Origin of the sequence: Neobacillus terrae, from assembly GCF_011393025.1 — a bacterium.
In the GTDB taxonomy this organism is placed as follows: Bacteria; Bacillota; Bacilli; order Bacillales; family Cytobacillaceae; genus Neobacillus_A; species Neobacillus_A terrae.
This window is the reverse complement of record NZ_JAAOEO010000017.1, coordinates 79,244-93,220: the sequence shown is the minus strand read 5'-3', so window position 1 is coordinate 93,220 and position 13,977 is coordinate 79,244. Positions and strand designations below refer to the sequence as shown.

The window sequence follows — 13,977 nt, the reverse complement described above, 5'->3', positions numbered from 1 at the left end:
AACTTCTTGATATAAAGCAGTTCAATGTCTTCAATAAGCCTCCTTGAGGACAAAGACGTCCATAGAAAGAGGCGGAACGTCTCCAATAAGTCAAAAAAGGATCAACAAAACAGATATACATTCTTTAAATGGCCATCTTGAGGACAAACTGCTGGATATAAAGCAGTTCAATGTCTTCAATAAGCCTCCTTGAAGACAAAGACGTCCATAGAAAGAGGCGGAACGTCTCCAATAAGTCAAAAAAGGATCAAAAAAACAGATATACATTCTTTAAATGGCCATCTTGAGGACAAACTTCTTGATATAAAGCAGTTCAATGTCTTCAATAAGCCTCCTTGAGGACAAAGACGTCCATAGAAAGAGGCGGAATGTCTACAATAAGTCAAAAAAGGATCAATAAATACCCAGGAGCCAAGAGCTTCTGCTTAAATCAACTCGGATGTAGTAAGCTAATTTAACTTGATTGATGTCAAGGGTGGCAACTCCAGCAGGAATAGCGGGATAGTCGAGACCCTTGACTGAGCGTAGCGAGGGAAGCGGCTCGGCCCCGCCAGCGGAAAGCGTCCACCCGTAACGAATCTACCTAGACTGTTTAGTTTAATTAAAAGAAAAAAGACTGTAGGTAAACTCCAAATTTTCGAGTCTGCCTACAGTCTAATTGGCAGCCAAAGTGGCTGTCATTTTTTATTTAAGGACATATTCTGCCAGAACACTTTGAAGCTCATAAATGTTAAGGCTTTTGTTAAATTGCTTTTGTAAAGGAAGAGCATTTCCTGAAATCCAGATTTTAAGCTCTGCATCTAGATCAAAGTTTCCTGCGGTTTCAATGCTGAAATGAGTTATGCTTTTGTAAGGAATGGAGTGATATTCCACCTTTTTGCCGGTTATGCCTTGCTTGTCCACAAGGATTAAGCGTTTATTTGTAAAAATAAACAAGTCCCTTATGAGCTTATATGCTTTTTCAATTCTTTCATTTGGAGAAAGAATTTGAACAAAATCTCTTTGTATTTCAGAAACACTCACTTCTGAAGCATTTCCCATTAATCCGTTAAAAAGCCCCATTGCATATCCCCCTTTTATTACCTCGAACTTATTTTACACCTTCCCCTGAGAAAGAGGTATTATTTTTCAAGCCAGTTCGTATGGAAGGTTCCTTCCTGATCCACTCTTTGATATGTGTGGGCGCCAAAATAATCTCTCTGTGCCTGAAGAAGATTAGCAGGAAGAACCTCTGATCTATAGCTGTCGTAATAAGAAAGAGCACTTGCCAATCCCGGAACTGGAATACCAGATTTAATAGCGATAGCAACGACTTCCCTTGCCGCTTCCTGATAGTTTTCCACTATGGATTGGAAATAAGGATCCAGCAAAAGATTTTCAAGTTCAGGATTACGGTCGTATGCTTCCTTAATTTTATGAAGGAATCCTGCACGAATGATACAGCCCCCGCGGAAAATCATTGAAATCTCGCCCGGCTTAAGATCCCAGCCATACTCTTTAGAAGCATTCTGCAATTGAGCAAAACCTTGTGCATAGGAAATAATTTTACTTAAATAAAGAGTTTTTCGGATTAATTCAATAACTTCTTCTTTGTTTCCGGAAAACTTCGCCTGTGAAGGGCCTCTTAAAATTTTGCTTGCTTTTACCCTTTCACTTTTCATTGCTGATAGGAATCGGGCAAAAACAGATTCAGTGATAATGGAAAGAGGCACTCCGAGATCCAGAGCACTTTGGCTTGTCCACTTACCTGTTCCCTTTTGACCGGCTGTATCAAGGATAACATCCACGAGTGGCAAACCTGTTTTTTCATCTATTTTTGTAAAAATGTCTGCAGTTATTTCAATAAGATAGCTGTCAAGTTCACCGCTATTCCACTCTTTGAATACCTTGTGAAGCTCCTCAGCGGATAAACCAAGGATGTTTTTCAATAAATGGTATGATTCACAAATTAACTGCATATCCCCGTATTCAATACCGTTATGAACCATTTTCACATAATGGCCAGCACCGTTAGGTCCAATATAAGTACAGCATGGATCTCCATTTACTTTTGCAGAAATGGATACTAAAAGGTCTTCAACCTTCTCGTATGCTTCTTTCTGCCCGCCTGGCATGATGGCCGGTCCTGTAAGGGCACCTTCTTCTCCTCCAGAAACCCCAGCGCCAATAAAGAGGATTCCTTTTTCCTCAAGTTCCTTATTTCTTCGAATGGTTTCCTCAAAATAGCTGTTTCCGCCATCGATCAGGATATCACCTTTTTCCAAGTATGGAACCAGGCTCTCGATAGCTTTATCAGTAATAACCCCAGCATTAACCATCAATAAAATTTTTCGTGGTGTTTCCAAAGATTGAACAAACTCCTGAACATTATTAGTTCCTGTTAAATTCTTTTCCTTATTAGTTTCAAGAATTTCATTTATTTTTTCTTTGGATAAATCATAAACAGCAACAGAAAAACCCCTGCTCTCAAAATTTAGTGCAAGGCTTCTTCCCATTACTCCTACTCCAACTACTCCAACATTCTGTCTTTCCAATTCAAATCATCCCTTCATGATGCAAAACATAAATTATGTAATGTTATTTTTTGTACACTGAAATATTTCTATTATATCCAAAAGTATCGAGGAATCAAAATGTTAAGTTTTGTTAGCCCTTTAGACACTCAATGTTCAGAAAAGACATCGATTGTTCAATTTTAAGCATTCCGCCATTTTATATAATGGATAAGAGAGTATTAAGTGAAGGGGCTTGAAAATATGATGAAACTTCTATATATTACAGCTAATCCAAAGGGTATTGAAAAATCAAAAGGACTGCAAATAGGGGAAACCTTCCTCAACTCTTTTTTAGAGGAACAGCCAAAAACCGAAATTAAGAGGATCGATTTGTTTTCATATGATTTAGCACATATGGATGCGGATCTTGTATCCGCCAGAGGTAAGCTGGCTGGCTACGGTTATACGATGGACCAGCTGACTGAACCTGAAAGAGAAAAAATTAAAAAAATGCGTGCTGTTGCTGATGAATTCGCAGAGTATGATTATTACGTATTTGTCTCCCCACTTTGGAATCTAAGCTCCCCTGCAGTTTTAAAGGCTTATATTGATAATTTATTTGTTTCCGGAAAAACATTTGCCTATACTCCAACCGGAGCCAAAGGACTTTTGACAGATAAAAAAGCTGTACACATCCACACACGGGGCGGCCAATATATCGGAACGCCGATGCAGGAGCTGGAATCCGGCGACCGTTATTTAAAAATTGCATTAAGATTCCTTGGTATTGAAGTACTGGAAACAATTGTAGCTGAAGCATTTGATCTATACCCTAAAAGGGTTCCGGAAATTGTTGCAGCTGCCAAAGTACAAGCTGCAGCCGCAGCCAAAGAAATGGCAAAAGGAACGATTATGATTTAATAAGAAATGCGGAAACGCTTGTTCAGCGAAGCAACTACTAAGACTGAATATGCATCTTCGGAAGTACTGTCAGCAGCTTTGCGACCAGCTGAACATAAGGTTTTTTGAAAAAGCTTTGGCGCTTGAGCTAGACAGTTTTAAAAAGCTGCATTTTATAAAATGCAGCTTTTTCCTTATAGTTATAGTACGCCAGAAAACAGTCTTGCAAATGACTCTTTTGAACGATTAATAATACCTCTTTTGTAAAACTCTACAGGACGAATTCTTTCGCTGTCCTTCATATCTTCCTCATAGTGAGCTACGAGGTCCCGAATCGCACTGGAGCCATAAAGAAAAACGTTAACCTCAAAGTTTAAATGGAAGCTGCGCATGTCCATATTGGCAGTTCCAATTGACGCAAGATTTCCATCTACTATTATAAGTTTTTGATGTAAAAATCCTTTTTGGTAGGAATAGACCTCTACTCCATAGCGTAAAAGCTCAGGAAAATAGGAACGGCTTGCATATTGAGTTAAAAAGCTGTCATTAATCTCCGGTACCATTATCCTTACCTCAATCCCTTTGGCAGCAGCCACTCTTAAAGCTGTTCGAATAGACTCATCAGGAACAAAATATGGTGTGGCAATCCATATCGACTGTGTCGCACTGGAAATTAAAGAATAATAAAAGTCACTCATAATGCCCTGCTGTGTATCAGGTCCGCTGGCAACAACCTGGACGGCTCCATCAATCTCACCTTCCTGGACAGGAAGCCTGTTCGCGCTGTAACTTTCAAGAACCCTTTCTCCGCTTAGATACTCCCAATCGAGTAGAAAAACAGCCTGAAGGTTGAATACAGCCTCCCCTTCCAAAACCATATGAGTGTCTCGCCAGTGACCAATTCTTTTGTCTTGTCCTAGATATTCAACCCCCACATTCAGGCCGCCTACGAATCCTATTTCCCCATCGATAATGATAATTTTCCTATGGTTGCGGAAGTTGAATTTCTGATTAAAAAAGCCATATTTTAATGGAGAGAATGGATGAACTTTAATACCCGCCTCCATCATTAAGGCAATATCTTTAGCCGAGAGGCTTAAACTTCCCGCAGCATCGAAAATAAAAAGAACTTCCACTCCGGCCTTTGCTTTTTGAATTAAGATATCAATAATCTCTTTACCGAGACGGTCAGACCTGAAAATGTAATATTCAATATGAATAAACTTTTTAGCTTTCTGAAGACGATTTTTTATTTCAGTAAAAGTCTCATCTCCGTTCTTTAAGACGGACGCCTTCGTTGCAATGCTAATCGGAGTAACCGAAGCATTCTCCGCAAATTTCGCAAAGGACCGCTGCTGGTCGAGTAAAAAGTTCAAGTCAGGTTTCGTTTCTGTCCTGGTAAGCTTCTCCCACGCCTCCCTGTCATTTCTTCGCTTAGTCTGAAAGAGATACCCCTTTAAATAAAGCTGTCCCGAATAAAGATAAAATATATAACCGATAAGCGGAAGGAAGAATAAAACATACATCCACAATAAAGTGTGGGGAGCAGACCTGTTTTCCAGTATAAGAGAAAAAATACTGACCATAATAATCGCCAGATAAAAAATACCCGCTATCAGTTTTATATAAAAAGGATAGCCGGTAAAAAACATGAGATAAACACATATTGCAAGTAAAATAACAAATAAAAATTCCATTCTTCTCTTTTTTTTATTCATAGCAGTCTCCAGCCCAAAAGTTTTATAGCAACACAGTTACCTTTACCCTTAACTCCCTTAAAGAGAAACATTCATTAAAAACACAAAAAATCTACTTTATATTAAACGTCCGGTATGGTTTCAGGTAGAAGGGTAATTGGAGCATTAAAGGACAGCTTATTGATCAAACTCAGGGTTTGGTCCGAGAAACAAGCTATAAATTTTTAAATAGAAAAAGCCACCAAATTCCGGTGGCTCTCTTCTTCTAGTTTATTTATTTTCAAATGAATTTCTTATTTCACTTAAAGAAATAGATTCAGTATTTGGGTAGATAAGATCAGCTTTCGCCAATGTTTCACTGTTACCGACTCCAACTGCTAACATTCCGGCACCTTTAATACTATCCACTCCGGCCGCTGCATCCTCAATTCCAACGCAATTTGAAGGATCAACATTTAATTGCTTTGCTGCTGTCAGGAATATTTCAGGATCAGGCTTTCCCTTCAAAACCTTTGCTGCATCCACAATAGTATCAAACTGGGAAGTCAGTTCCAGGCGGTTCATAACGGTAAACGCATTTTTGCTGACTGAAGCAAGCCCAAGTTTTAAACCGTCTGCCTTTAGTTTAGTTATTAGTTCCTTAATGCCTGGAAGTATATCCGCCGGGGTGATATCTTCGATAAGCCTGCAATAGTGGACATTTTTTTGGTCAGCAAGAATCTTTTTTTCTTCCAAAGTAAAATCATTCTCGCGGCCGCCCAGTACAAGTATTTTTTCGAGTGAATCCATTCTTGATATTCCCTTTAATTCCTCATTAAACTCCCTTGTAAAAGGAATATCCAATTCCTCACCCAATGCTTTCCAGGCAAGATAATGATATTCTGCTGTATCTGTAATAACCCCATCCAGGTCAAAAATAACAGCTTTTAACATTTGTGACATTATAGTATTTCCTCCAATTTTTGTTTAGCCACAGCTATTACCCGGCCATTTTCTTGGATATTGACATCTTCGCCATATAGATTAATAGTGAGAGCTGGACCATCCAGAGTAATCGCTGTTTCATCTTTTGTAGCTTCTACATGGATTAAACGGCCGCGGTAAACAATTTTAAAGGCAAACCGATCCCATGCTTCAGGGATAAACGGCGCAAACGATAAGGTTTCGTTAGCTGTACGCATTCCTGCAAACCCCTGGACAATTGAAAGCCATGAGCCAGTCATACTTGTAATATGGAGTCCATCCTCTGTGTCGTTATTGTAATTGTCAAGGTCGAGGCGTGCAGTACGATTGTACATTTCATACGCTTTTTCCTCCATGCCAAGCTCTGCAGCAAGAATGGAGTGCACACAAGGTGACAACGAAGACTCGTGAACAGTCATTGGCTCATAAAATTCAAAATTCCGGCGCTTTTCTTCTTCACTGAATTCGTGGTTCAAGAAGTACACACCTTGGAGTACATCCGCCTGCTTAATAAAACAACTGCGAAGAATTTTATCCCATGACCAGTTCTGATTTATAGGTCGTTCTGCCGGATCTAGCTCATCAACAGTCATCAAATTTTTATCAAGGAATGTATCGTGCTGGACAAATACATCTAATTCTTCATCATACGGGAAGTACATTTTTTTAATAATTTCTGTCCACTTTCCGATTTCCGCGCCATCAATCCCTAAATCCTCGACCCGCTTGCCATACCCATTTTTCTGCAGGTATTCAACTGCCTCAAGGGTATACTTCAATGTCCAGACTGCAATTGTATTGGTGTACCAATTATTGCTGACATTATTCTCGTATTCGTTGGGCCCTGTAACACCATGAATCATGTACTGATCCTTTTTCTTATTGTAGTGTACTCTGTCAGCCCAGAAACGGGAGATACCTGTAAGAACGTCTATACCATATTCATTTAAATATTCTTTGTCCCCAGTATAGTTCACATAATTATAAATAGCATAAGCAATTGCACCATTCCGGTGGATTTCCTCAAAAGTGATTTCCCATTCATTATGGCATTCAACACCTGTAAAAGTAACCATTGGATAAAGAGCACCTTTAAGACCTTGCTGGCGGGCATTGTGATAAGCCCCTTCTAATTGGTTGTGCCGGTAGACTAGTAAATTTCGAGACACGATAGGAGAAGCTGTTGACAGGTAAAAAGGAATGGCATAAGCCTCTGTATCCCAATATGTTGCACCACCGTATTTTTCCCCTGTAAATCCTTTTGGTCCGATATTTAGTCTTGCATCCTCACCATAATAGGTACTGAAAAGCTGAAACAGATTAAAACGAATACCTTGCTGAGCTACTTCATCTCCATCAATTTCAATATCAGCAATGTCCCAACGCTTTAGCCAGCCATTCTTATGTTCTTCAAGTAATTCTTCAAAACCTTTAGCTGTACTTCTTGCCAGAACCTCCTCACCTTTTTGGAGAAGTTCTTTTTCAGAATAGTCACGGTCTGTTGTAACAGCAATATATTTGTAAAGTGTTACTGATTCTCCCTTTGCTGTTTTTGCTATGATGGTGTTTTCAACGTACTCATTTTTAAGTGCAGTTGAAACAGAATCAACATTGCCTTTAACATCAAGCTTCATTGAAGCTGCCACTTTAAATGTTGGTGTGCCAAATGGATTATCCTTTGTTTTCATGACCAGGCTGCCCTGATATTCAGAAATCCCCTTGCTGATTTCAGTCCAGAAATCTTCATCATAGTTAGAATCTTCGTTGCGGATATCCCCATCCATGTACGGGATGAAGGTAATTTCACCTTCATAGTTTTTAGGAGTTACAGAATATTTAATAACAGCTAGTTCCGGCTCTGCAATGGACAGGAAGCGAACTGCCTCAACTTCTGTTATTTTTCCGCCATGATTTACAGCAAATCGTCGGGTTAGAACACCATGCTTCATATCAAGTTCACGATAGTATTCGTTAACCTCATTTTTATAAAGGTCAATTTCCTGTCCTTCTAGTAAAACACGAATACCAATATAATTGATGGAGTTAATCACCTTGCCAAAATATTCTGGATAACCATTCTTCCACCAGCCAACCCTTGTTTTATCAGGGAACCAGACTCCCGCAATGTATGACCCGCGGTGAAAATCGCCTGTGTAAGTTTCTTCAAAATTGCCGCGCATGCCCATATGTCCGTTACCAAGACTTGTTAAACTCTCAGCAAGACGAAAATCATCTTTACGGAGTTCAGTTTCAACAATTTTCCAATTGTCCACTTCAAATAGTCTTTTCATCTATTTTCATCCTTTAGCTAATTTTATTGCGCAACCGTTTTCCTAAAAGTTCAAAAAAAATAAATGCGTTTCCAATCTATGTATCTATTATAAACAATTATTCTTAAAATAAAAGTGAATATTTATGTAAAACAGCAAAAAAAGAAATCGTTTGCACAGAGACATTGAAGCAGTATCTTAGTCTCTACTATTTTAGATGCTGAAGCAAAACAAAGAAGCAGCAAGAATAATTTTTCCTGCTGCAAGTAATGTTTATTGTTTTTCATCCTGTGCTTTTGTCTGCCCTTTTTTATTAAGCGAGATTTCCCCGCATGCAATTCTATTCCCTGAATCGCCGGAGGGCTGAGTCATTCCATCGTCTTTTTCCTCATGAATAACAATCGAAGTTCCCTCTTTTGTAAAAAGTGATGTTTTTCCATTCTTTAGAGTTAGCTGAGGTGCCACTAGCTCCTCTTTTGCTTTCCCATCGCTTTCAACTATTAAATTTGGCAGGTCTCCAGCATGCGCGCCTTTCGGATGAAGGAGGCCATGTTCTTTTTTCTCCGGATTAAAATGGTTCCCAGCAGATTTAAAATCAGGAGCCTCACACTTACCTTTTTCATGAATATGTATAGCATGCTCACCAGGAGTCAAACCACTAACATTTACTTCAAGTTTTATCCCCTTTGCCTGTTCTGATATTTTGACCGTCCCCAATGAGTCCCCCGCTGGATTGTACATATTTACATCCACTTTTTTCGGATTCCCTTCCGTACACCCCGCTAAAAACAGCAGCGGAATCAGGATCAAACCTTTCTTCATCACCATACTCCTCCAGAAACGCAATTTGTCCAACAGTATCTCCTTAAAGGCTTTAAAATAAACTTCCCAAGACAAATGTGTTGCGGAGAATGATTCTTTTTCTTAGTTTAACGAATTTTATCTCTTTAGCCTTTATCAGTTAAACTTTTCCCGATCCGTTACCGGGTTTTATCCATTAGACCCTCTTTATTGGGCATTTCCCCCGATTTTATTCACTGTTTATTAAGAAAAGCGCAAGCGCCCGTTAAGCGACGTATGGCCATTTGAAGAAAGGCTAAGGTCGCCACGTCCTGTGGCAACACCTTTCTGACCCGCGTCCTGCGGGCCTCAACTTCGACTGAGATAAAGGATACACGAAATGCGAAGCATTTCGATGTTGACTTATCGTAGGGAGAAGTGGGATGGACACTAGCTGCGCCAAGTATCACCTAACGCTCATACTTGATGCAAGATAATCCGGGAAGCTTATCAGGGATGAAAACTCGCTGGGCGATGGAGCTAGATAATTTAACAAAGTCGAATCTAATATACTTTCTTATCTTGCAAAAAAAAACAGCTTCTCAGCTGTTCCTTTCAGTGTCTTTTTTCATAATTTTATCTTCCAGCTCTTTTGCCTTTTTGGCTTCTTTTCGTGAAATCACGATAAAGTATCTCATTGCGATCAGAGCCATAATAAAGAAAATAGCAAGGGTTATGCCCGCTGGTATATACTCTCTTTTATCTTCAGGAAAATATAAAAACAATGATAAAACAAACCATTGAACCATTTTTGTCTTCCTTTCTGCAAAAGGTGATGCTCAATGATTTATTATATCAATAACACTTTCATCAACCAAGCATTTCATTTCAACTACAACACTTATTCAATAACAGTAATTTTTTTGATCGTTACATCTTCATTTGGTTTATCCTGAGCGCCAACTGGAGTATTGGCAATCTTATCGACTATATCCATCCCCTCAACAACCTGTCCAAAAACAGTGTGCCGGAAATCAAGCCAAGGAGTTCCTCCATGCTCATTATAAGCATCTATAATTTCCTTCGGATAACCTGCCTGCTCCATTTGTGACTTCATCTGTGAATCAAGATCAGATTTCTGTACGATGAAAAATTGGCTTCCGTTCGTATTTGGGCCAGCATTAGCCATAGAAAGAGCCCCCCGGAGATTGAAAAGATTCTTTGAGAATTCATCCTCAAACGGTTTTCCGTAAATACTTTCTCCTCCGGTTCCCGTTCCTTTTGGATCACCGCCCTGAATCATAAAGTCCTTGATAACCCTGTGGAAAATAAGGCCATTATAATAGCCTTCCTCGCTATGCTTGATAAAATTCTCAACGGCTTTTGGAGCATATTCCGGAAATAGTTTAATTTTTATTTTGCCCATCGATGTTTCCATTTCAACGGCTTTTTCATTTTCTGCAATTTCGGTAGAAAGCTGTGGGTACTCCATTTTTTTACCTTCCTTTTGTGAAGTTTTTGATGCAGCCTTATGGGACTCCTGCCCTGTTTTGGTTTTGCTGCCGGATGTTCCGCAGGCAGCGAGGGTCATAATAACTGTGATAATAATTGCTGCACTTTTCAGTCTCATATATCATTCCTCCAAATATTATGCTTAAACACTAAGTCTTTGTTTTTTATTAAATCATGCGCCATAATAAAATAAAACTGATATTTAAAAAGGAGAGTGAAACTGTGAGCGAATTCCAAATAGGAGATAAGGTTACTGCGATCTATAAAACTGGAAAATACATAGGTGAAGTTACGGATATTCGTCCCGAGCATTATTTAGTCAGGGTTTTGGGAGTATTGAAACATCCCATGCAGGGGGACCTGCATAACCCAAAAGAAATAAGTTCAGGGATTTTCCATGAACGCAGAGCCCTTGCCTTTCGTGAACAAGCCAACATACCGAAGAAAATGGTCAGGCTATATGAAGAGGAAATGCCGGAATACAGCTCATCTTTAAGGGAAGCTGTTGATAAAATGAAAGCAGACCTCTCCCAGGATTCAGCACCTTGGAACGAACTAAGCCTGAAGCTTATTGAAGGACTTGAGAAAGATTATTTTAAGTAGAAAAATAAAGGCCAAATCACAATTCTCGTGATTTGGCCATTTAAGCGAACTCATTTAATAATTTTGAAAAATCAACCCGGTCTCCAATAGTAGTAGGTTCCGGTTTTTGAAGGTACCTTTTGTCTTTTTCTACTAGCTTGAAAATATGATAGGTTGTCAGTGCATCATCTAATGCCTTATGATGTTTCCCGGTTCCTTCCTTACCATATTCCTGAACTGCCTTCCAGAGCCCTGTCTGGTTCTGGTCTCCAAAGAACCTTTTATATTCCATTGAAAGATCAATTTCAGCCGCTTTAAATGGAAAAGATATTCCAGCACGGCTGCAATTTTGACGGAGAACCTTCATATCCATGTTTCCCCATGTAACAACCGTATTGTCGTAATTCCTGCCTATCTCCTCGAGCATCCGCGCAAGCTCTCTAAACGGCAGGCCATCGTTCACCTGTTTTTGCGTAATATGTAAGAAAGATTTGCAGCGTTCAGACAAAATAGGAAACTGCACAGGTGTAACGTAAGTGGAGAATTGCTTCTGGATTTGATTGTCCACAACAGCTACAATCCCCGCCTCAATAATTTCAGGATAAAAATCCTTCGCTCTCATATTTTTTTCAGGCATTGTAAATTCAAAATCGATAAATAAATATTGGCGTTTCCCTTTCATACTATCACCCTCTTTCTCTTCTCTCCGTTTATTTATATTATTATATAAGAGACCTGTACAAAAAAATTGTGCCTTTTCTCTAAGCCTATTTATTTTATTATAGCAGAATTTCACAGTAATTTTTTAAATTTTTTCACAATGATATTCCAGTTTCGAGGTAATTATTCCTTTAAAAAAGAATGTCCGAACCGATAACAATACAGTACAGCATAAAAACTTACAGGATTGATTTAATTATGAGAACTTTATCAGGATACCTTATTATTTTACTTCTGCTGCCTCTGTTTGGCATGACCGTTTTTATGGCATCGGAAGAATTGGGACATGCAAAAAATATCCATAGCACTCTCAATAAAAAAATAAAGATTAAAGATTTACGCCTTAACCAGACAAGTGAAATTCTTGACCGAAGTGGGCAGCTTGTTTCTGAAATTGCAGGAGCAGAAAAAAGATATTACGTTGGCTCAAAAGATATACCTGTTTTAGTAAAAAATTTGTTTATTGTTTCTGAAGACCGGAACTTTTACCAGCATCCCGGATTTGACTTACCAGCTATTGCTCGCGCAATGGCTATTAATATGAAAAGCCAGGGTATTTCTCAGGGAGGAAGTACCATTACCCAGCAGCTCGCCAGAAATATCTATTTGGGACAGCAAAGAACGTACAATCGGAAGCTGAACGAGATTATGTTCGCTTACCAGCTGGAACGTTCCCTTTCGAAGGAAAAAATTTTGGAGCTGTATTTAAATACTATTTACTTTCATAATGGTGCATACGGCATTGAAGCGGCGGCAAGGGAATATTTTAATAAACATATTGGGGAACTATCTGAGGGAGAGCAGGCCTTTATAGCAGCTATTCCCAATAATCCCACACTTTATGATCCGCTGAAGCATTTTGCATTTACGAAAGCCAGACAGGAACGCCTGCTGGATCAGCTTAGTGCTGCAGGAATCCTTACTGCTCAGGAAACAGCAAAGATTAAGGCCGAGCCCATTCGTTTAAATATAAGGAGAAAAGTCGACTTATTTCCAGATTATACTGATTATGTTGAAGCTGAATTGAAGGAATTAATTTTTCAAAAAGAAGGCTTGAACCAGCTTGTTGCCAATGCTGCCCCAGAAACCAAAGCAGCCATAATAGAAAAAGCTGAAGCGCATTATCAGGAAATTGTTCATTCAGGACTGGTCGTCCATACTGCCCTTGATCCTACACTTCAAAATAAAACAATAACAGCCGTACAAAAAAACCTTCCCTACCTGGAAGTTGAAGGAGCCGCCACAGTAATCAGGCAAAAGGATCATAAGATAGTGGCAATGGCAGGCGGTAAAGCATACCGAAAATATGAATTTAATCGAGCTTACCAGGCATTCCGGCAGCCAGGCTCCTCTATTAAGCCTCTGTTGGATTACGCACCTTATTTTGAGCGAAAGCATGCAAACATAACACAGAAAATTAATGCAGGTACATTTTGCTCCAACGGCTATTGCCCGGAAAACTATGGTAATGCAAAGTATGGATTTGTGACGCTAGAGAGTGCGTTTATCCATTCCTATAACACCCCTGCTCTCCGTTTATTACAAACAACTGGGATTTCAAATGCCTTTAAAGATCTAAACCTTTTCCATTTTCAGAATGTAACCAACCAAGACCAAAGGCTTCCGGCTGGAATCGGGGGATTTTACACAGGCATGTCTCCTCTTGAAATGACCCGTGCATATACGGTTTTCGGAACAGGCGGCAGCTATCAGCCATCAAGGGCAATTGTTAACGTTACAAATCGTCAGGGGAAAATTTTATATACCTGGGATGACAAACCTGTTAGGGTCTGGAGCCAGGAAACAGTTGATAAAGTGCGGGTTTTGATGAAGGAAACACTCAGGGCAGGCACAGCTAAAAGGGCTTATATTCAGGCTCCCTATGCAGGAGGAAAAACAGGTACAACGAATGATTATAAAGACTATTGGTTCATTGGCCTGACAGATGAGCTCACCATCGGGGTTTGGGTTGGCAAGGACAAGCCACAAAGCATGGAATTCATTGAAAAAAAGGGTCCACACCTTATGATCTGGAAGGATATTGCTAAAAACTAAGAG

General features: G+C 39.4%; 12 protein-coding genes. 3 read left to right on the top strand and 9 right to left on the bottom strand.

The window, feature by feature from the left end:
- Positions 1–684: 684 nt before the first annotated feature.
- Both G8761_RS19875 and gndA read right to left on the bottom strand, forming a co-directional pair.
- Positions 685–1,062 carry a PH domain-containing protein gene (locus G8761_RS19875; protein ID WP_027320558.1) on the bottom strand — a complete coding sequence of 126 codons (378 nt, stop codon included), beginning with the start codon at positions 1,060–1,062 and terminating at the stop codon, positions 685–687.
- A gap of 59 nt (positions 1,063–1,121) precedes the next feature.
- Positions 1,122–2,534 (bottom strand): NADP-dependent phosphogluconate dehydrogenase, encoded by a 1,413-nt coding sequence (gene gndA, locus G8761_RS19870; RefSeq protein WP_166029710.1) that lies wholly within the window; start codon positions 2,532–2,534, stop codon positions 1,122–1,124.
- A 222-nt stretch (positions 2,535–2,756) separates the two neighbouring features.
- On the opposite strand from gndA, the gene G8761_RS19865 reads away from it, so the two are divergent.
- A complete protein-coding gene (locus tag G8761_RS19865) occupies positions 2,757–3,416 on the top strand; it encodes an FMN-dependent NADH-azoreductase (protein ID WP_166029709.1) in 660 nt (219 codons plus the stop codon).
- A gap of 179 nt (positions 3,417–3,595) precedes the next feature.
- Here G8761_RS19865 and cls read toward each other — a convergent pair whose 3' ends face one another.
- The 6 genes from cls to G8761_RS19835 all read right to left on the bottom strand — a co-directional run bounded on the left by cls (position 3,596) and on the right by G8761_RS19835 (position 10,597).
- Positions 3,596–5,113, bottom strand: a complete 1,518-nt coding sequence (gene cls / locus G8761_RS19860) for a cardiolipin synthase (RefSeq protein ID WP_166029708.1) — start codon at positions 5,111–5,113, stop codon at positions 3,596–3,598.
- Between the two features lie 249 nt (positions 5,114–5,362).
- Entirely contained in the window at positions 5,363–6,034 is a 672-nt protein-coding gene (gene pgmB / locus G8761_RS19855; protein ID WP_166029707.1) for a beta-phosphoglucomutase, read from the bottom strand.
- Positions 6,034–8,346, bottom strand: coding sequence for a glycoside hydrolase family 65 protein (locus G8761_RS19850; RefSeq protein ID WP_166029706.1), 2,313 nt, complete (start codon positions 8,344–8,346; stop codon positions 6,034–6,036). Before G8761_RS19850 ends, pgmB begins: the two co-directional genes overlap by 1 nt.
- A gap of 252 nt (positions 8,347–8,598) precedes the next feature.
- The gene (locus G8761_RS19845; RefSeq protein WP_166029705.1) at positions 8,599–9,147 is read right to left on the bottom strand and encodes a superoxide dismutase family protein; all 549 of its coding nucleotides are present in this window, start codon (positions 9,145–9,147) and stop codon (positions 8,599–8,601) included.
- A 560-nt stretch (positions 9,148–9,707) separates the two neighbouring features.
- A complete protein-coding gene (locus G8761_RS19840) occupies positions 9,708–9,914 on the bottom strand; it encodes a hypothetical protein (RefSeq protein WP_166029704.1) in 207 nt (68 codons plus the stop codon).
- A gap of 92 nt (positions 9,915–10,006) precedes the next feature.
- A complete protein-coding gene (locus tag G8761_RS19835) occupies positions 10,007–10,597 on the bottom strand; it encodes a peptidylprolyl isomerase (protein WP_420800276.1) in 591 nt (196 codons plus the stop codon).
- Between the two features lie 242 nt (positions 10,598–10,839).
- Here G8761_RS19835 and kapB point away from each other — a divergent pair, with 242 nt between their 5' ends.
- A complete protein-coding gene (gene kapB / locus G8761_RS19830) occupies positions 10,840–11,220 on the top strand; it encodes a kinase-associated lipoprotein KapB (RefSeq protein WP_166029702.1) in 381 nt (126 codons plus the stop codon).
- Between the two features lie 40 nt (positions 11,221–11,260).
- Here kapB and kapD read toward each other — a convergent pair whose 3' ends face one another.
- Positions 11,261–11,881 carry a 3'-5' exonuclease KapD gene (gene kapD / locus G8761_RS19825; protein ID WP_166029701.1) on the bottom strand — a complete coding sequence of 207 codons (621 nt, stop codon included), beginning with the start codon at positions 11,879–11,881 and terminating at the stop codon, positions 11,261–11,263.
- A 236-nt stretch (positions 11,882–12,117) separates the two neighbouring features.
- On the opposite strand from kapD, the gene G8761_RS19820 reads away from it, so the two are divergent.
- The gene (locus G8761_RS19820; RefSeq protein WP_166029700.1) at positions 12,118–13,974 is read left to right on the top strand and encodes a transglycosylase domain-containing protein; all 1,857 of its coding nucleotides are present in this window, start codon (positions 12,118–12,120) and stop codon (positions 13,972–13,974) included.
- Positions 13,975–13,977: the final 3 nt, after the last annotated feature.